The organism is Comamonas sp. wu1-DMT, assembly GCF_040187805.1.
Classification (GTDB): Bacteria; Pseudomonadota; Gammaproteobacteria; order Burkholderiales; family Burkholderiaceae_C; genus Comamonas; species Comamonas thiooxydans.
On sequence record NZ_JBANEM010000018.1, the window covers coordinates 40,301 to 58,439 of the forward strand.

General features: G+C 62.1%; 18 protein-coding genes. 4 read left to right on the plus strand and 14 right to left on the minus strand.

The window, feature by feature from the left end; all coding sequences use genetic code 11:
- On the plus strand, nucleotides 1-375 hold the full coding sequence (locus tag V8Z78_RS21350) for a DsrE family protein (protein ID WP_087080901.1): 375 nt from the start codon (nucleotides 1-3) through the stop codon (nucleotides 373-375).
- Between the two features lie 54 nt (nucleotides 376-429).
- Here the strand turns inward: V8Z78_RS21350 and V8Z78_RS21355 are convergent, their stop codons facing one another.
- From V8Z78_RS21355 to V8Z78_RS21395, 9 genes are all read right to left on the minus strand, one after another.
- Nucleotides 430-780, minus strand: a complete 351-nt coding sequence (locus V8Z78_RS21355; protein ID WP_349732083.1) for a DUF2958 domain-containing protein — start codon at nucleotides 778-780, stop codon at nucleotides 430-432.
- Between the two features lie 280 nt (nucleotides 781-1,060).
- Nucleotides 1,061-1,570, minus strand: coding sequence for a RadC family protein (gene radC, locus V8Z78_RS21360; protein ID WP_087080897.1), 510 nt, complete (start codon nucleotides 1,568-1,570; stop codon nucleotides 1,061-1,063).
- A gap of 326 nt (nucleotides 1,571-1,896) precedes the next feature.
- Entirely contained in the window at nucleotides 1,897-3,066 is a 1,170-nt protein-coding gene (locus tag V8Z78_RS21365) for a PDDEXK nuclease domain-containing protein (RefSeq protein WP_087080895.1), read from the minus strand.
- Nucleotides 3,063-4,262 (minus strand): tyrosine-type recombinase/integrase, encoded by a 1,200-nt coding sequence (locus tag V8Z78_RS21370; protein ID WP_087080893.1) that lies wholly within the window; start codon nucleotides 4,260-4,262, stop codon nucleotides 3,063-3,065. The genes V8Z78_RS21365 and V8Z78_RS21370 overlap by 4 nt, the downstream gene beginning before the upstream one ends.
- 224 nt (nucleotides 4,263-4,486) lie before the next feature.
- Nucleotides 4,487-5,224, minus strand: coding sequence for an amino acid ABC transporter ATP-binding protein (locus tag V8Z78_RS21375; protein WP_003068099.1), 738 nt, complete (start codon nucleotides 5,222-5,224; stop codon nucleotides 4,487-4,489).
- Nucleotides 5,225-5,367: 143 nt separating this feature from the next.
- On the minus strand, nucleotides 5,368-6,039 hold the full coding sequence (locus V8Z78_RS21380; protein ID WP_003068096.1) for an amino acid ABC transporter permease: 672 nt from the start codon (nucleotides 6,037-6,039) through the stop codon (nucleotides 5,368-5,370).
- A gap of 1 nt (nucleotide 6,040) precedes the next feature.
- Nucleotides 6,041-6,793: an amino acid ABC transporter permease gene (locus V8Z78_RS21385; RefSeq protein WP_003068095.1), complete on the minus strand. Its 753-nt coding sequence runs from the start codon at nucleotides 6,791-6,793 to the stop codon at nucleotides 6,041-6,043.
- 113 nt (nucleotides 6,794-6,906) lie between these two features.
- Nucleotides 6,907-7,806 (minus strand): transporter substrate-binding domain-containing protein, encoded by a 900-nt coding sequence (locus tag V8Z78_RS21390; protein WP_003051113.1) that lies wholly within the window; start codon nucleotides 7,804-7,806, stop codon nucleotides 6,907-6,909.
- A gap of 431 nt (nucleotides 7,807-8,237) precedes the next feature.
- Nucleotides 8,238-9,188 (minus strand): LysR substrate-binding domain-containing protein, encoded by a 951-nt coding sequence (locus V8Z78_RS21395; RefSeq protein ID WP_039050033.1) that lies wholly within the window; start codon nucleotides 9,186-9,188, stop codon nucleotides 8,238-8,240.
- A gap of 425 nt (nucleotides 9,189-9,613) precedes the next feature.
- Here V8Z78_RS21395 and V8Z78_RS21400 point away from each other — a divergent pair, with 425 nt between their 5' ends.
- The 3 genes from V8Z78_RS21400 (at nucleotide 9,614) to V8Z78_RS21410 (ending at nucleotide 12,714) form a co-directional block, all read left to right on the plus strand.
- Complete coding sequence (locus V8Z78_RS21400; protein ID WP_003068089.1) at nucleotides 9,614-10,177, plus strand: TRAP transporter small permease; 564 nt, start codon at nucleotides 9,614-9,616, stop codon at nucleotides 10,175-10,177.
- Nucleotides 10,174-11,472, plus strand: a complete 1,299-nt coding sequence (locus tag V8Z78_RS21405) for a TRAP transporter large permease (protein WP_003068086.1) — start codon at nucleotides 10,174-10,176, stop codon at nucleotides 11,470-11,472. Before V8Z78_RS21400 ends, V8Z78_RS21405 begins: the two co-directional genes overlap by 4 nt.
- A gap of 204 nt (nucleotides 11,473-11,676) precedes the next feature.
- Nucleotides 11,677-12,714, plus strand: coding sequence for a DctP family TRAP transporter solute-binding subunit (locus tag V8Z78_RS21410; RefSeq protein WP_280040339.1), 1,038 nt, complete (start codon nucleotides 11,677-11,679; stop codon nucleotides 12,712-12,714).
- Nucleotides 12,715-13,002: 288 nt separating this feature from the next.
- Here V8Z78_RS21410 and V8Z78_RS21415 read toward each other — a convergent pair whose 3' ends face one another.
- The 5 genes from V8Z78_RS21415 to V8Z78_RS21435 all read right to left on the minus strand — a co-directional run bounded on the left by V8Z78_RS21415 (nucleotide 13,003) and on the right by V8Z78_RS21435 (nucleotide 18,130).
- A complete protein-coding gene (locus tag V8Z78_RS21415) occupies nucleotides 13,003-13,944 on the minus strand; it encodes a 2-hydroxyacid dehydrogenase (protein WP_349732084.1) in 942 nt (313 codons plus the stop codon).
- Nucleotides 13,945-14,037: 93 nt separating this feature from the next.
- Nucleotides 14,038-15,006: a PDR/VanB family oxidoreductase gene (locus tag V8Z78_RS21420; protein WP_349732085.1), complete on the minus strand. Its 969-nt coding sequence runs from the start codon at nucleotides 15,004-15,006 to the stop codon at nucleotides 14,038-14,040.
- 30 nt (nucleotides 15,007-15,036) lie between these two features.
- Nucleotides 15,037-16,116 (minus strand): Rieske 2Fe-2S domain-containing protein, encoded by a 1,080-nt coding sequence (locus tag V8Z78_RS21425; protein ID WP_349732086.1) that lies wholly within the window; start codon nucleotides 16,114-16,116, stop codon nucleotides 15,037-15,039.
- 14 nt (nucleotides 16,117-16,130) lie between these two features.
- Nucleotides 16,131-17,489: an MFS transporter gene (locus V8Z78_RS21430; RefSeq protein ID WP_046460554.1), complete on the minus strand. Its 1,359-nt coding sequence runs from the start codon at nucleotides 17,487-17,489 to the stop codon at nucleotides 16,131-16,133.
- Between the two features lie 161 nt (nucleotides 17,490-17,650).
- Nucleotides 17,651-18,130, minus strand: a complete 480-nt coding sequence (locus tag V8Z78_RS21435; RefSeq protein ID WP_003081275.1) for a MarR family winged helix-turn-helix transcriptional regulator — start codon at nucleotides 18,128-18,130, stop codon at nucleotides 17,651-17,653.
- Between the last annotated feature and the right edge of the window lie 9 nt (nucleotides 18,131-18,139).

Below are 18,139 nucleotides of genomic sequence, written 5' to 3' on the forward strand. Positions count from 1 at the left end.
ATGCTTCAGACAGCAGCCTTTGTTTCAACCTTGTTCCACGGCCCTGGCAACGCCGACAAGATGACCGTCGCGCTGACTATGGCGCTTAACGCGCGGCTCAAGGGCCATTCGGCTTGCCTGATCCTCATGGCCGAGGGCGTTGCACTGGGCGTTCCGGGCACGGCCGACGGCATCAATATTGGTCAGCCCTTCGAGCCCGCGGCCGACCTGCTGAGCAAATACCTGGCCGAAGGTGGCCGGGTGGCCATTTGCAAGTCGTGCATGCTGCACAATGGCCTTTCTGCCGAACAGATGGACGCGCGCTTCGAGATCATCACTGCTCCCGATGTGGTCGATATGCTGATGGGCGCCGTAGGCTCTTTGCAGGTGGCCTGAGCCGCAGGCTGACGCCTAGAGCAAGAGGCTGCTCAATGCAGCCCCAATGCGGGATCAGACAGCGATTCGCCCGGCCAGCCGCGCATCGCACGCATAGACGCTCATCCGCTTCTCGGCGTGGAAAGACAGGTCGCGCTCGATCGGCAAGCCCAGCCGCCCGCGCACCGTCGCCAGTTCGCCCAGGCTGACCCAGCCGATTTCCGGCGCCCCCAGGCCCAGGTCGCAAAGACCAAAGGCGTGGTCGTGGTCATCGGGATCAATCTCGGTCAGCAGCCAGGTCGCGCCGGCGTCCGGCGTGTACAGCTTGACCACGGGGGCCGGATCGAAGTCTGGGTTCTCCAAGGATTCGCGGCCGTTGGCCAGCAGCACGATGCGCTGCTCGTTAGTGATGAGTGCGTTGTTCACGATGAACTCCTGACAGGATGCCGGGCGGAATTGCCCGACCCTTCCGGGGCACGGCGCAGCGCAAGCAGTCAGGGGTCAACGACGGCCGCAGGCCGCAAGCGTGCAAGTACGCGCAGCCCTTGACGGCGAGAACGCCGTGGCACGATGAAGGGAACAGCAAGACCGCCTCCCTCTCACCTCCACGCAACCCGGTTTTCGGCAAGTGCGCAGCACGCGCAGGCCCGCGCGGGCCAGAGTTGCACCGCCGGGCACAGCAAAAAGGGGGCCGAAGCCCCCTCGGTCAAATCAGACCGCATTCGGCGAATGACGTAGTGCTGCTTCCCGCGACGATGACGTGATCCAGCGTGCGAACGTCCACCAGCGCCAGCGCCTCCTTGAGCCGCTGGGTCAGCGCCCTGTCGGCCGCGCTTGGCTCCGGGTTCCCGCTCGGATGGTTGTGCGACACGATGACCGCCGCCGCATTGAGCCGCAGTGCCTCCTTGACCAGCTCGCGCGGGTACACCGATGCACTGTCGATGGTGCCGCGGAACATCTCGGCGTATTCGATCAGGCGATGCTGCGAATCGAGGAACAGCACCGCAAAGACTTCGTGCTCGTAGCCGGCCAGCTTGGCGCACAGGTACTCCTTGACCGCCGCCGGCGAACTGAACGCTTCACCGCGTTGCATCTTGTGCTCGATGGCCTGGCGCGCAGCCTCCAGAATCTGGTCAGTCGTCGCCAGCAGGTAGCCGCCCTGCGCATCACGCACCATCAGCGAGGCATCGAACGAGGAAAAGGACAGTTGCGACATGATCGTGCTCCGGTTGCTCGGGCGGAATTGCCCGGAACCGTCGGGAGCACGGCGCAGCGCAAGCAGTCAGGGGTCGCAGACGGCCGCCAGGACGCAAGCGCGCACCCGCGCGCGCCGCCCTTGACGGCGAGAACGCCGTGATACGGTGAAGGGAACAGCAAGACCGCCCACACCCGCCTACTGCACACAGTTGGCTTTGGGGGCAAGCGGAGCGCGCAGGCCCGAGAGGGCCGGAGGCGTCAGGGATCAAAGCCGAATGGCCGCGATTCGGCACGAAGCGCGGGGCGCAGCCCGCGAGCCCGACGGCGGCACGCCGGGACGCCCGGTTATTGCCGGAGCTTCTTGGGCTGCTTCACCACACGCGACTCCAGCAAGCGCCGCGTGGTTTCCAGCTCTTTCTGCAACAGCTCGGCATCGGGCAACACAGTACGGTAGTTCGCCGCCATCACCTTCGTCGGCAAACCTTCCAAGGCATACCGCGCCAGCGCGTGGCCCTTGTCGGCGCAGAGGATCAACCCCACGGGCGGGTTCTCATCGGGATAGGCCCAATGCTCCTTGGCATAGTTGCAATACATGTGCATCTGGCCCACGTCCGCATGGGTCAGGCTGCCCAGCTTCAAGTCGATGATGACCAAGCAACGCAACTTGCGATGGAAAAACAGCAGATCGACCCGATACCAAGTCTGGTCAATGCGCAAGCGCCGCTGCCGGCCGACGAAGGTGAAGCCTTCGCCCAGCTCCAGCAGAAAATCCTCCAGCCGCTGGATTAACGCGGCCTCCAGATCGGATTCCGAATACTCGTCCTTGAGGTTCAGGAACTCCAGTACATACGGGTCTTTGATCGCGTCGTCGGGCGTGACGGCATCCTCGGGCCTCGCCACAGCTCCCTTGACCAGCATCGCCGCCTTATCCTTGGACAAGGCGGTGCGCTCGTAGAACTGGCTGCCAATCTGCCGGTCAAGCTGGCGCACGCTCCAGCCGCCGCGTAGTGCCTCGGTTTCGTAGAAGCGCCGGGCATGGGTATCCTTGACCACCAGCAGCCGGACATAGGCCGACCACGGCAGCGTGAACACTTGCGCCAGCTCGGCGAGGCTCAATTTCCCAGACACCGTCTGGGATTTCTCATCAGGCAGCTCGTTGTCCAATTTCCCAGACAGTGTCTGGGAAATCTCGGAGACTGGGTATGCGAGGAAGAACCGCCGCATGTTCTCCAGGTTGTTCACGCCAAAGCCCCGCCCAAACTGAGCGGTCAGGTCGGCGGACAGCCGGGCCATCAACTGTTCGCCATACCCCGCACGCCGCTTGCCCTGTTGCTCGGCCTCCACGATGCGGCGGCCGATCTCCCAGTAGCTGGCCGTCATCAGCGCATTGACGCTGCGCGCCGCCGCCTGGCGGGCAGCGTCGAGCATTTCCACGATACCGCCGTGGATGCCGGCGTAGCCGGCAGGCAAAGCGGCGGGTGCGGCTCCCGCCGCCGCAGGCGTCTTCTTGGTCATGCTGCCACCTCTGCGGGACGTTGCGCCTCGGTGATCGTCTTGCGCCGGTTCGCCACCAGTTCAGCCGCCTTGCGCACCGGATCGTCCTCGGTGTGGACGTAGCGCATGAACATCGCCACGGTCTTGTGCGCCGTCAGCGCCATGCCGACCTTGACCGGGATGCCCGAGTTAGCAATGTCGGTCGCAGAACGGTGGCGGATACCGTGCGTGCCGACGTGCGTGGCGCCCGCCGCCTTGAGGGCGCGGCTCCAGCCGTTGTAATACTCGCCCGTGGTCAGATGCTTGCCCGGATGGCTTGGAGACGGCAGCACGTAGGGAATGCCTTCCTGCCGTGGCGCCGTCGAGAGCAGCCGATAGGCTTCCTCGCTCATGGGCTTGGACATGCCACCCGTCTTGCTGTCCGGCCAGACCACGCGGCGGTTGTCCATGTCCACCCAATCCCATTGGAGCGTCACGATTTCGGAGCGGCGGCCAGCGAACTCGAATTGCAGACGGATCGCCAGCGGGATGACGTAGTTCTCCAGACCCTCGGCTTCGATGTGCTCCAGTCGCCGAAACAGCTTGCCCATGTCCTCGTCGCTGATGAGGTGGGTAGCCTTGCCGTTGGGGTACATCGGGACGTGGCGGCAGGGGTTGGTGCCATCAGGCCGGTGGCCCCACACCTCGGCCAGGTTGAACATCTTGCGCATCACGCTGAAAGCACGGTTGGCCTCGGCGGGCTTGTGGGCCATCTTCTTCATCGCCGTGGCCACGTCCGGCCGCTTCACGTCCTGAACCTTCAAACGGCCCAGCATCGGAACTATGCAGCGGTCGATGACGGCCTGATACCCGCGCTGGGTGCTGGGCTTGTTGCGCTGTTTGGAGTAGTCCTCCATGAACTTGGTGCACAGCTCCTTGACCGTGGGGGCTGAACGGGCGGCGGCCTTGGCCGCGCTGGGGTCGCCGCCTCGGCGAACCTCGGCCAGCCATTCCTGGGCCAGCGAGCGGGCCTGTTCGACCGTCAGTTCCCCATACAGGCCCAGGGCAGGCTTGCGCCGCTCGCCAGCGTTCGTGCGGTACTGGAGCATGAACACCTTGCGGCCCGCTGGTGTAACCTTGCACAGGAAGCCGGGCACCAGCGTGTCCCGGAGTTCGACGGCCTGCGCTTGGGGTTGTGCCGCATCGACTGCGGACTTGGTGAGCTTGATTTTCGCCATGATGACTCCTCGGAAAGACCCGATTCCCAGGAGCCTTGTAGGGGCCAGCAGAGGGGAAGCCAGGTCAGGTTTCGGAAAGCACCGGCATATGTTGAACTCGCCTAAGTTATTGATAAACCTGCTGTATCGGGCTTCGGCGTAGTCCAGCGAAGTTCGGTGCTGGAGTCATGGTGAAATGAAAAAAGGCGCTCTTGCGAGCGCCTTTTTGCGGCTTGCCTGCAGCATCAATGCTGCAGGATCTTGTTGAGGAATTCCTTGGTACGCGGCTGGCGGTTTTCGGGATGGCCGAAGAACTCTTCCTTGCTGCAGTCCTCCAGAATCTTGCCGCCCACGTCCATGAAGATCACACGGCTTGCCACCTTGCGCGCAAATCCCATTTCATGGGTCACGCACATCATGGTCATGCCTTCGTTGGCCAGGCCCATCATCACGTCCAGCACTTCGCCCACCATTTCGGGATCCAGTGCCGAAGTGGGTTCGTCGAACAGCATCACGATGGGATCCATCGACAGAGCGCGCGCAATGGCCACGCGCTGCTGCTGACCGCCGGAGAGCTGGCCGGGAAACTTGTCCTTGTGAGCGGTCAGGCCCACGCGGTCCAGCATCTTGAGGCCACGGGTCTTGGCGTCTGCAGCACTGCGGCCCAGCACCTTCATCTGTGCGATGGTCAGGTTCTCCGTCACCGACAGGTGGGGGAACAGCTCAAAGTGCTGGAACACCATGCCCACACGGCTGCGCAGCTTGGGCAGATTGGTCTTGGGATCGTGCACTGCCGTGCCGTCCACAAAGATCTCGCCCTTCTGGAAAGGCTCCAGCGCATTGATGGTCTTGATCAGCGTGGACTTGCCGGAGCCCGAAGGGCCGCACACCACCACCACCTCGCCCTTGTTGATATTGGTGGAGCAATCGGACAGCACCTGAAAGCTGCCGTACCACTTGGAAACGTTCTTGAGTTCAATCATTTTTCACTCCGACTTTTGTCAGTGATCCATCGCAGCGCCTGCAACGGGCTCGGTCAGGCCAGGGACGGCCAGCAAGGGCCGCCCCGCAGCCGAGGCCGTCGTCCCCCTTGAGGGGGAGGGCGCGAAGCGACTCAGGGGGTGTTTCATCGAATAATGGCAATCTTCTTGTGCAGACGCTTGACGAACCAAGACAGTGCAAAGCAGATCACAAAATAGGTCACGGCAGCCGCCAGATAGGATTCGATGGGTCGGCCGAAGTTCTTGCCGGCGATTTCGAAGCCCTTGAGCATGTCGTAGGCACCGATTGCATAGACCAGCGAGGTATCCTGAAACAGGATGATGGTCTGGGTCAGCAGCACGGGCAGCATGTTGCGGAAGGCCTGAGGCAGCACCACCAGACGCATGTTCTGACCATAGGTCATGCCCAGCGCCTGTCCGGCAAACACCTGTCCACGTGGAATGGACTGGATGCCGGCACGCATGATCTCAGAGAAATATGCTGCTTCGAACGCCACAAAGGTGATGATGGCCGAAGTCTCCGCACCGATGGGCTTGCCGATCAGCATGGGCATCAGCAGGAAGAACCACAGAATCACCATCACCAGCGGGATGGAGCGCATGCCGTTGACATAGATGGTGGCAGGCAGGTCCAGCCACTTCTTGCCCGACAGGCGCATCAGCGCCAGCAAGGTGCCGAAGAAGATGCCGCCCAGCGTGGCGATCACGGTCAGGGACACGCTGAAATACAGCCCCTTCAGCACAAAGTTGCTGAACAGGTCCCACGAGAAAAACGACCAGTCGAGGTTGAGATTCATATCAGTGGCCTCCACCGCTGGCTGCAATCAGGCCGGGCACGCGAGAACGCTTCTCGATGAAGGCCATGATGCGGTTGATGATGAAGGCAGAAATCACATACAGACCTGTCACAGCCATATAAATTTCGACGCCACGAGCCGTCTCTTCCTGGGCCTGCATGGCGAACATGGTCAGTTCGGCCACGGACACGGCAAACGCCACGGACGAGTTCTTGAACACGTTCATGGCCTCGCTGGTCAGCGGCGGAATGATGATGCGAAACGCCATCGGCAGCAGCACATAGCGGTAGGTCTGGAAGGTCGTGAAGCCTACTGCCATGCCGGCGTAGCGCTGGCCCCGCGGCAAAGCCTGAATACCGGAGCGCACCTGCTCGGCAATACGGGCAGAGGTGAAGAAACCGATCGCAAACACCACCAGCACAAAGCCCGGCAGGGACTTCATTGCGGGGAAGATGGCCGGAACCACGTGGTACCAGATGAACACCTGGACCAGCAAGGGAATATTGCGGAACAACTCCACCCAGGCATTGCCCAGGCGCACTATCCACGGACGATCGGGCAAGGTACGCAAGGTACCGATGACTGCGCCCAGCACCAGAGCGATGACCAGCGACAGCAATGCCACCGACACGGTCCAGCCCCAGGCCGACATCATCCAATCCAGATAGGTGATGTCACCGTTCTTGCCAAAACAACTCTGCCCGACCTCTTGGGTAATGGTGTCCTGACAGAACACCTGCCAATCCCAACTCATACGAGCACCTCTTTCATTCTTGGTTTATGAGGGCAAACGCTCACACCGGCCCTCGCAACAAAAAAGCCCCTTCTAACCGCTTGGCAGAAGGGGCGGTACACCTATAGGCGGGATTACTTGACTTCGTAAGCTTCCATGGGCTTGTCGTTGGGGTGAGCCCACGCATCCTTGGTCGCTGCCGACAGTGGCAGACCCACCTTCACGTTGTTGGGAGGAATGGGCTGCAGGAACCACTTGTCGTACAGCTTGGTCAGAGAACCATCCTTGATCTGACGCACGATGGATTCGTCCACAGCCTTCTTGAAGGCGGGATCGTCCTTGCGCATCATGCAGGCGATGGGCTCCACCGACAGCACTTCACCCACGATCTTGTAATCGTTGGGAGCCTTGGACTTGGAAATATTGGCGGCCAGGATGGAGCCGTCCATGATGAAGGCATCGGCACGGCCGGTTTCCAGCATCAGGAAGCTGTCGGCGTGGTCCTTGCCCATGACTTCCTTGAAGGTCAGGCCGTCAGCGCGCTTGTTCTTGCGCAGGGTCTGCACGGAAGTCGTACCCGTCGTGGTCACGATGGTCTTGCCGTTCAGGTCCTTGATGCCGGTGATGCCGGAGTTGGCACGGGTGGCAATGCGCACTTCTTCCACATAGGTGGTGAAGGCAAAGGCTGCATCCTTCTGACGAGCCGTGTTGTTGGTGGTGGAGCCGCACTCGATGTCCACGGTGCCGTTCTGCACCAGAGGAATACGGTTTTGCGAGGTCACGGGCTGGTACTTCACTTCCAGCGCTGTCAGGCCCAGTTGCTTCTGGATGTCCTTGAGAATGCGCTCACCCATTTCGGTATGGAAGCCTACATATTTGCCATTGCCCAGCGTATAGCCCAGGCCGGACGATTCACGCACGCCCAGAGTGACGCTGCCGGTGGACTTGATCTTGGCCAAGGTGTCATTGGCCTGTGCAAACACGGTGCCAGTTGCCAGTGCGGTTACGGCGATGGCCAACAAATGCTTCTTCATACGGATCTCCTATTGGTAAGGACCAAAAACGCTTGCCACTCCTTAACGCATCGCCCTTTGTGAGGGTGGACAGGTTGCGTTAACAAATGTACTGCACACATTGTGCAGTCATGAAGATGGCTGAAATGCAATCATTTCTAAGACTTTTCCCGTAGGCAATTCAGGAAGGCAACCACCTACTTACCGCCTCAATCTTGTGTTGCAAAGCAGCACCTCTTTTTGTGCAAGCTGCGAACTCTAATGCTTTCGTGATTTCACAAGCCAATGCCGATGGCAAAAATCCTTATGCGCAACTTGCATATTCAGTATTAACCCGATGCATAACATTAGGGTTTTCACCAGTAAAACACCTGAAATCACGGCAAGCTGGTCACACAAGCAAAAAAAAGGGCCAACTGGCCCTTTTGGAAGAAAAGCAACACTCGATCGGGTTACACAGCCTTGACCTCGCCACCCGCAATCTCGCCCTGCTCCTTGAGGAAGTTCCATAGCGCAGCCGCTCCTCCCTGAGGGGCATCGCCTGTGGGTTTTTCCCGATAGGCCCGCACTTCCATGTCCATCTGAAAACCGGTCACACCTTCCGGCACTGCACGCACCAGTCGACCGGACTCCAGCTCGCCGCGCACCGCGCTATAGGGCAAAAAGGCCACGCCATGACCTTCCAGCGCCATGGCCTTGAGGCCTTCGGCCATATCGGTTTCATAGACGCGCTCGAGGTGCACGGCCTCGGCCGCCTCCTTGAGGATCAGCTCCGTCACCCGCCCCAGATAAGCGCCAGCGGCATAGCCCAGGTATGGCAAGGGCTGGCCCTGGCGGCCGGGCAGGGCAAAGATGGGGTTGCCGTTCTCGTCCGGCTTGGAGTAGGGAGCCAGCACCTCATGCCCCAGGCTCACCATCTCATAGCGCGAAGGGTCCAGCTGGAAAGGCTGAGAAGAGTGGTAGTAAGCAATCAGCAGATCGCAGCCACCTTCCACGAGACGCATAACCGCATCATGCACATTGAGTGCGAACAGACGGCTGCGGAAGGGGCCGAACTTCTCGTGCACGGCCGAAACCCAGTTCGGGAAGAACGTGAACGCCAAGGTATGCGGCACGGCAAAGCCCACCATGCCCTTGCCCGCACTGACGTGGGCACGCAACATGGTGCGGGTGCTCTGCAAGGACTGCAGTATCTCCAGCGCCTGCTCGTACATGGTCTTGCCTGCTGGCGTCAGTCGCGTCGGATACGAGCTTCTGTCGACCAGATCGGTTCCCGCCCAGGCCTCCAGCGCCTGGATGCGGCGCGAGAACGCAGGCTGCGTAACGTGGCGCAGCTGGGCCGAGCGGCTGAAACTGCGGGTTTCAGCAAGGCTGACAAAATCTTCAAGCCATTTGGTTTCCATAGACTCTCATTATCCGCTGCCCTGCACCAAAGCTGTGCAACGGAGGTAATCCTTGTTGGCTAGTAAACGGGACAAAACACAGACTCGACGATGAGCCATGCCTTGGTCGCCAGACCCTAGGGTAATGCCTGCCGCCGGACGTAAGCCCTGCGACATAGATACCTTGATAATATTTGCTCACATCTATCCGGTGTGTCTACTCGCTCCAAGCCATCCCGGCGCACAACGCCGTGAAGGTCAAGGAACAACATAAGGACTTACGCAAACAAGAATGCAACGACGGCCTGCCTCCTGAGGCAATCGTCTTGCCGGAACCCGTTTTGCGTAAGTCGTGAACATAAGGGCATTCTCATCGAGTGCGCGCGGATCACGCCATTCAGGCGAGCTGCCCTGACTCCTGTGTGTTTTTCTGACTTTCCGCGTTCATGTCCTCCACTCCTCCCGAGACCGATGGTGCAGCCGATGCCGGCGCGCGCCCGGACGAGCCTCGTTCCCTGCGCATTGAAGACTGGCTGACCGTGATCATCATGGCCGCTCTGGCCCTGATCACCTTTGCCAATGTGCTGGTGCGCTACTTCACCAACTCATCCTTCGCCTGGACCGAGGAAATCTCGGTCTTTCTGATGATCTTGCTGGCCCTGGTCGCAGGCTCTGCCGCCGTGGCTCGCAATCAGCATATCCGCATCGAGTTTTTCTCGGACAGCGGCTCCGTCCAGCGCCGCAAGGCACTGGCCCGGTTCGGCTCTCTGATGGTGGCATTGCTGTTTGCCATCATTGCCGTGCTCAGCGTGCGCGTAGTCTGGGACGACTTCCGTTTCGAGGAGACCTCGCCCGGCATCGGCCTGCCCCAATGGTGGTATTCGATCTGGCTGCCCGTGGTCTCGGCACTGATCACTGCACGCGCCATCGGCCTGTTCATCCGCCAGGGCAAGCCCGGAGCCTTCCCCGACGAGCCAGTGGAAAAAGACCACAGCAAGGAGATCGCATGATCGCCACCTTGCTGTTCGTGGCCTTTCTGGGCCTGATGTTCATCGGCGTGCCCATAGGCGCCGCCCTCGGTCTGGCCGGTGCGGCGGCGATTGCCCTGGCCAATGCCGATACACAGTGGTTCGGTCTGCTGGCCGTGCCGCAGAACTTCTATGCCGGGCTGGGCAAATATCCACTGCTGGCGATTCCCATGTTCGTGCTGGTGGGCTCCATCTTCGATCGCTCGGGCGTTGCCCTGAGGCTGGTGAACTTTGCCGTGGCCATCGTGGGCCGCGGCCCCGGCATGCTGCCGCTGGTGGCGATTGCCGTGGCCATGTTCCTGGGCGGCATCTCCGGCTCCGGGCCGGCCAATGCGGCGGCCGTGGGCGGCGTGATGATCGCCGCCATGAGCCGCGCGGGCTATCCCAAGAGCTTCTCGGCCAGCGTGGTCGGAGCGGCCGCAGCGACGGACATTCTGATTCCGCCTTCGGTGGCCTTCATCATCTACTCGGTGCTGGTGCCCGGCGCTTCGGTGCCGGCCCTGTTCGCGGCCGGCATGATTCCCGGCGTGCTGGCGGGTATCGCGCTCATCATTCCCGCCGTGTGGATGTCGCGCAAGCACAAGATGGGTGCGCTCGAAGCCTCCATGCCCCGCCCGCCGTTCTGGAAAAGCCTGCGCGAGGCCTCCTGGGGCCTGGCCGCTCCGGTGCTGATCCTGGGCGGCATGCGCATGGGCTGGTTCACCCCCACCGAAGCCGCCGTGGTTGCCGTGTTCTACGGGCTGTTCGTCGGCATGGTGATTCACCGCACCATCGGCCTGCGCGACCTGTTTCCGATTCTGCGCGAAGCGGGCGAGCTGTCGGCCGTGATCCTGCTGGTGGTGTCGCTGGCCGGCATTTTTGCCTTCTCGCTGTCCACCCTGGGCGTGATCGATCCGGTGGCCAACGCCATCGTGAATTCCGGTCTCGGCGAATACGGCGTGCTGGGCCTGCTGATCCTGCTGCTGATCACCGTGGGCATGTTCCTCGACGGCATCTCGATCTTCCTGATCTTTGTGCCGCTGCTGCTGCCCATCATGAACCACTACCACTGGGATCCCGTCTGGTTTGGCGTGATCCTCACGCTCAAGGTGGCACTGGGCCAGTTCACGCCGCCGCTGGCCGTGAACCTGATGGTCAGCTGCCGCATCGCGGGCGTGCGCATGGAGTCCACCGTGCGCTGGGTGGGCTGGATGCTGCTGTCCATGTTCGCCGTGATGATTCTGGTCATTGCCTTCCCCCAGCTCGCGCTGTGGCTGCCCGCAAGACTTGGCTATTGACCCCCTGAGCGGCTATGTCTAGGCGGCCCCACCACTTCCCCCCTCTCTCTCGCTTCTCGGGAGGGGGACGACACCAGTGCTGCGGGGCGGCGCGGCCAGCTTCGGCCCTTGCGCGGTGTCCGCTGAGATGGGCCGTGCTGATTCCATGTGCAATGCATCCAACAAGCAAAGCATTTTTTCGTTTCTAAAAGGGAGACAAACCAAATGAAACTTCGTACCTTCCTCGCATCCGCCGTGGCCACGGCCGCCGCTTTGGCCTTTGCATCGCCCATGGCCATGGCCCAGACCAAGTACAAGAGCGAATACCGCATGTCCCTGGTGCTGGGCACGGCCTTTCCCTGGGGCAAGGGCGGCGAGCTGTGGGCCGACAAGGTGCGCGAACGCACCCAGGGCCGCATCAACATCAAGCTCTACCCCGGCACCTCGCTGGTGCAGGGCGACCAGACGCGCGAGTTCTCCGCGCTGCGCCAGGGCGTGATCGACATGGCCGTGGGCTCGACCATCAACTGGTCGCCCCAGGTCAAGTCGCTGAACCTGTTCTCCATGCCCTTCCTCTTCCCCAACTTCAAGGCCGTGGATGCCGTGACCCAGGGCGAAGTGGGCCAGGAAATCTTCAAGACCCTGGAAAAAGGCGGTGTCGTGCCTCTGGCCTGGGGTGAGAACGGCTACCGCGAAATCTCCAACTCCAAGCACGCCATCAAGACGCCCGCAGACCTCAAGGGCATGAAGATCCGCGTCGTGGGCTCGCCCCTGTTCCTGGACACCTTCACGGCCCTGGGCGCCAATCCCACGCAGATGAGCTGGGCCGATGCCCAGCCCGCCATGGCCAGCGGCGCCGTGGACGGCCAGGAGAACCCCATCGGCGTTTACATGGCGGCCAAGCTGCAGTCCGTGGGCCAGAAGCATCTGACCATGTGGGGCTATATGAACGATCCGCTGATCTTCGTGGTGAACAAGGACATCTGGAACAGCTGGACACCGGCTGACCAGGCCATCGTCAAGCAAGCCGCGCTGGATGCCGCCAAGGAAGAAATCGCCATCGCTCGCAAGGGCCTGGTCGAAGCCGATAAGCCTCTGCTCAAGGACCTGGCCGGCCTCGGCGTGACGGTGACCACGCCTAACGCTGCCGAGCGCGAAGCCTTTGTCAAGGCCACCCGCCCCGTCTACGACAAGTGGAAGAGCCAGATCGGCGCACCGCTGGTCGACAAGGCCGAAAAGGCCATTGCTGCCAGCCAGAAATAAGCTCCCCCTGAGCTGCTACGCCTAGGCGGCCCCGCGGCTTCCCCCTCTCTCTTCGGGAGGGGGACGACACCCTCGCTGCGGGGCGGCCCTTGCTTGGTGTCACTGGTTTGGTCCGCGCCAGCTTCATGGCGCCGCAGATAGTAAAAATCCCCGCACGGCTTGCCGTGGCGGGGATTTTTTTTGCTATGAATATCAAAGCTGTAAGCGCCCGATATAAGTGAATTTCAACATCAAATCAAATTGAAATACAACCATATCAATCGCAAGCAGCTTTCGATTCAATAGCACTCAGATGGGCGAAACCAAGGGCCTGCCATCCAGATGGCAGCGCATATTGGCAATGAAGCGATCCACCGAGTTCTGCACGGCCTCGGGCGACCAGCCGCCCACATGGGGCGTCAGCACCACGGCGTCCAGATCAATGAGCTCCTGCGGCGGCAGCGGCTCGCTTTCATACACATCCAGTCCGGCTCCGGCCAGGCGACATGCACGCACGGCGTCGGCCAGCGCCTGAGTATCGACCACCGAGCCGCGCGCGATATTCACCAGCACGCCTTTCTCGCCCAGCGCATCGAGCACCTCGGCATTGATCAGATGGCGCGTGCCAGCGCCTCCCGGCGTGGCCACCAGCAGCACATCGGCCCAGGCAGCCAGCGCCAGCAGATCGTCGAAGTAGCGGTAGTCGGCGCCCTCGCGCGGCTTGCGGTTGTGATAGCCGACGGGCATATCGAAGGCGGCCGCGCGCCTGGCGATCTTGGCGCCGATCTGGCCCAGCCCCACGATGCCCAGGCGCTTGCCCGAGACATTGGCCGGCAGCGGCAGGGCCGAGCGCCAGATGCCGGCACGCGTGGCCTTGTCCAGCTTGACGATGCCGCGCACTGCGGCGATCAGCAGACCCATGGCGTGGTCGGCCACGCAGTCGTCGTTGGTGCCCACGCCGTTGCCGACGGCAATCCCGTGCGCCTTGGCATAGGCCACGTCGATGTTCTCGTAACCCGCGCCCATGGCGCAGACCAGAGCAAGCCCGGGCATGCGCTGCATCTGCGCGGCCGACAGGCCCGTTGCGCCAATCGTGCACACGCATTGCACGCGAGCTCCGTGGGCGGCGATTGCGGCCTCGGCCTGATCGGCCTCGGGCGCATAGATCACATCAAAGTCGGCAAAGGTCTGCTCCATCTGCTGCAGATGGGCGGGGACCTGGAGATTCAGGACTAGCAGGGCAGGCTTCATGGCGGGAACGCGGCGCTTTCATGGAAAACACCTATTTTGAGCAGGCTGCGCCAGCCCTGCCCGTGCATGGTCAAAACCTGCCCGATCCGTTCATCACAGATCCAGCACCAGACGGCCGGACCTGGCGCGCGAGCAGCAGGGCAGGAACTGGTCGTTGGCAGCCTGCTCGTCTTCGGTCAGATACATATCGCGGTGATCGGGCTGACCAGAGATGACGCGCGTCAGGCAGGTGCCGCAGACGCCCTGTTCGCACGAGGTCTGAACGCAGACTCCGATGGACTCCAGCGCCTGCACCACGGTCTGCGCCGGCGTGACGCGCACCACCTGGCCGCTGCTGGCGACCTCCACCTCGAAGCTCTCGTCGTCGGCGCGGTGCTCCACTTCAGCGGCAAAGAACTCATAGTGCAGCTGTTCGGCGGACCAGCCCGCCGCTCGTGCCGTATCGAGCACGGCGTCCATGAAACCCTTGGGCCCGCACACATACAGATGCTGACCCTGCTCTCTTTGCTGCAGCAATTCGCTCAAACCCAACGACGACTTTCCATTCACGTCATCCACATGGATCTGCGCCTTGTCAGCCCATTGCGCAGTCTCGATGGTCTGGGCAAACGCCATGCGCTCGCGCGAGCGACCGCAGTAGTGCAGTGCGAAATCCGCACCGTCGCGCGCCAGCTTGCGCGCCATGGCCAGAATCGGCGTGATGCCTATGCCGCCCGCCAGCAGCAGATGCTTGCGGGCCGGCGCATGCAGCTCGAAATGGTTGCGCGGCAGGCTGATGGTGATTTGCTGGCCGGCCTGCAGCTGCTCATGCACGGCCGCCGAGCCACCGCGCGAGGCGGGCTCGCGCAGCACGGCAATCACATAGCGGTCCAGCTCGGCGGGATCGTTGCTCAGCGAATACTGGCGCACCAGCCCACCAGGCAGGTGCACATCGATATGCGCACCCGCACTGAACGGCGCCAGGCTGGCGCCTTCCAGAGCCCGCAATTCCAGGCTGCAGATACCGGCTGCCTGCTCCTGCTTGTGCGCAATGCGCACCTCGAACGTGGTTTCAGTCTTCATCTCGGGTACTTCTCTTTTGCTTGTGCGTCCCTAGGCCAGCGCCTGCGAGGCTTGCGCGCCGGCCTGGCGCAAGCGCTCGATCACGCGCCGCGCACGGTTGGGCCCCACATCCACGTGGATATCCACCACGGCGCGTGCACCAAATCGCTGCTGGTTGCGGAACTGGGCTTCGATGACCACCTTGTCTTCTTCGAAAGTGGCCGCCGTCTGATCGATCACCAGCTGTGTCGTATCCTGCATCTGCGGATGCGGATTGGTCGCAATCGTCCAGAAGTAATGCGCGCTGGTCTCCGTCTCCGGCGTCACGCCATGAAAACCGCGCATATGGAATCCTTCGCGCGCCGGGTTGTCCAGTCTGTCCTGGCCGGCATCCATGGCACCGGTCCAGATACGCACATGCGAGGGGTGGAACTCCACTTCCTGCCAGCGGTCGATGCGGCCCTGAAAAGGCCAGGCCTGCGCATAGGTGGGCGGCGGGTCCGAATCCGGCATCCAGCGCACCACCTTCACGCTGTCCCCGTCCTGGCTGACCTTGAGATCCGCGTTCATATGCACGCGGGCATTGCCGCCTATGGTCTTGAGGTGCACATAGCCCAGATGGCTCAGGTCCAGCAGATTGTCGTGAATCAGCTGATACGGTGCGTCGTAGTGGTAGACGCCGCCGCCAAAACGATATTGCGGGTCGCTGTGCACGGCATAGGCCGGTGGCTCCGTGCCCGGCGCTGAATCCGGCGTCGCACCCATCCAGATCCAGAGAATCTGGTCGCGCTCGCGCAGCTCGAAGGACTTCACGCAGGCCTTGGCCGGAATCCGATCCTGGCCCGGTATTTCGAGGCAGCGCCCCTCATGACTGAAGAGCAAACCATGGTAGCCACAGCGCAGACCCGCAGCCTCCACCGTGCCGCAGGACAGCGGCAGCTCGCGGTGGCAGCAGCGATCCTCCAGCGCCGCGACGCGGCCATCTTCCGTGCGGAACAGGACCACGGGCTGGCCCAGCAAGGTGCGCGCCACCGGCTGGTCCTTGAGCTCCCAGGCAAAGCCTGCCACATACCATTGATCCAGCGGAAAGGCCGTCAGGGCCGCGCTCATGGGTTGAGAAATCTGGTTCATCGAAGTCTCCCTGGTCAATGAGCGGCAGCCACTGTCTCGGACGCAGCGCGCCTGTCCGCAGCCTGCGGGCCTGCAATACGATGCATGGACACGATGACGGCAGCCAGGACAAACGCCAGGCCATAACCCAAGTACAGCTGATCGGGCGACCAGGCCGCATCCAGCAGGCCACCGGCCACCAGAGGCGACACAATCGCCCCGATGCGGCCGATGCCTATGCCCCAGCCCACGCCCGTGGCGCGCACATCGCTGCCGTAGACCACAGGCGCAATCGCATAGAGGCCGGCCACACAGGCATTCACAAACACACCAATCAGAAAGGCCAGCGTGTACGACATCCACAGCGCGCCGGAGCTACCCACCAGAAAGCACAGCAGCACTGCCGTCACCAGCATGAAGACCGCCAGCGCACGGTGAATCGCGAAACGCGCCGCCAGCAGGCCCAGCAAGGTCGCGCCCAGAATGCCGCCCAGACTCAGCAGCACGCCCGTGGTCACGCCCTGCTCGGGCGTCAGGCCCGAGGCAGCCAGCAGCTTGGGCGTCCAGCTCATCACGAAATAGAAACCGAACATCACCGAGAAGAAGGACAGCCAGACCAGCACCGTGGGGCGCAGCAGCTTGGGAGACAGCAGCTGCAAAGGGCCTATGCGCTTGCCTTCACCGCTGCCTGCCGCCACGGCCTGAGGCAGGGAACCCAGTGCGGGCAGGCCCATCTTGCGAATCAGTCCATTGAGACGCTGCAGCGCATTGGCGGGTCGCTTGACCAGCAGAAAGTCCAGAGACTCGGGCAAGGCAAACCAGGCCAGAGCCAGCACCGCCAGCGTGGAGCAACCGCCAAACAGGAAGACGGAACGCCAGCCATGGTGCGCGAGCAGCCAGACCGCAATACTGCCGCCAATGGTCGCGCCCAGCGCATAGCCGGTCGATTGCAGCGTGACTGCCAGACTGCGCCAGCGCAGCGAGGCATATTCGCTGGCAATCACATTGCTGCAAGCCAGAATGCCGCCCACGCCCAGGCCCGTGATCACGCGCAGCACCGCAAGCTGCGTGGGCGTCTGGCTCCAGGCCGAAGCCAGCATGCCCAGCCCGGAAACGGCCAGGCACAGCAGAATCAGGGGACGGCGCCCCAGCTTGTCGGCCATGGGCGCCAGCAGCAGCGAACCTGCGGCCATGCCGAAGAGGCCGGCACTGAGCAAAAAGCCCAACTCCGAGCCGCTGAGCTTCCAGTGCGCCGACACCGCCGAAGCCGTGAAGGCCATCACCAGCACGTCAAAACCATCAATCATGTTCAGGGCCATGCATACCGCGATGACCGACCATTGGAAGGTCGTCATGGGCCGCTGGTCCAGATGCGCGCGCAAATCTTGTTCCATCGTTGTCTCCTTGCTTTTTATCATTCATTCAGCATACTGAATCACATTCAGTTTACTGAATGAACTCTTGATCCAGCACAAGTGAATTCCCTAGTCGTGCCGGTTTACCGCCGGCGCTGGCCGGTGTGATCGTGGTGAAGCCGCCGCGCCAGAACGGGCTGCTAGCCGTTGATCGCCGCTTGCTCGCCGGCTTCAGTGCTGTCGTGCAACTGCACGAACTTGCGCAGCAGACGCTTGAACTCCGCCTGCTCCTCGGGCTCCAGCGCGGAAAGCATGCGCTGCTGCAGCTCGTAGACATTGGGCACGAACGCGGCCAGCATGGCTTCGCCCTCGGTGGTCAGACTCAAACGGCGCTGACGCCTGGGCAGCAGCTCCCGATGAATCCAGCCCTTGCTTTCCAGACGCGCAGCGATATCGGCCGTGGTCGAGTTGTCCAATGCGACAAGACGCGCCAGCGTCACCTGGTCGATGCCGGGAGACTCCTGCAGCATGCGCAGGATGGCGTATTGAACCGGCGTCACATCGGGGCCCAGCACTTCTCGAAACAGCAGCGCAGCAATCTGCTGGGCTCGTCGAATCAGATGACCTGGCTGGTCGTAGAGATCCAGGGAAAGCGGGTTGGGTGTGGTGGGCGATTCCATGCAGCAGCG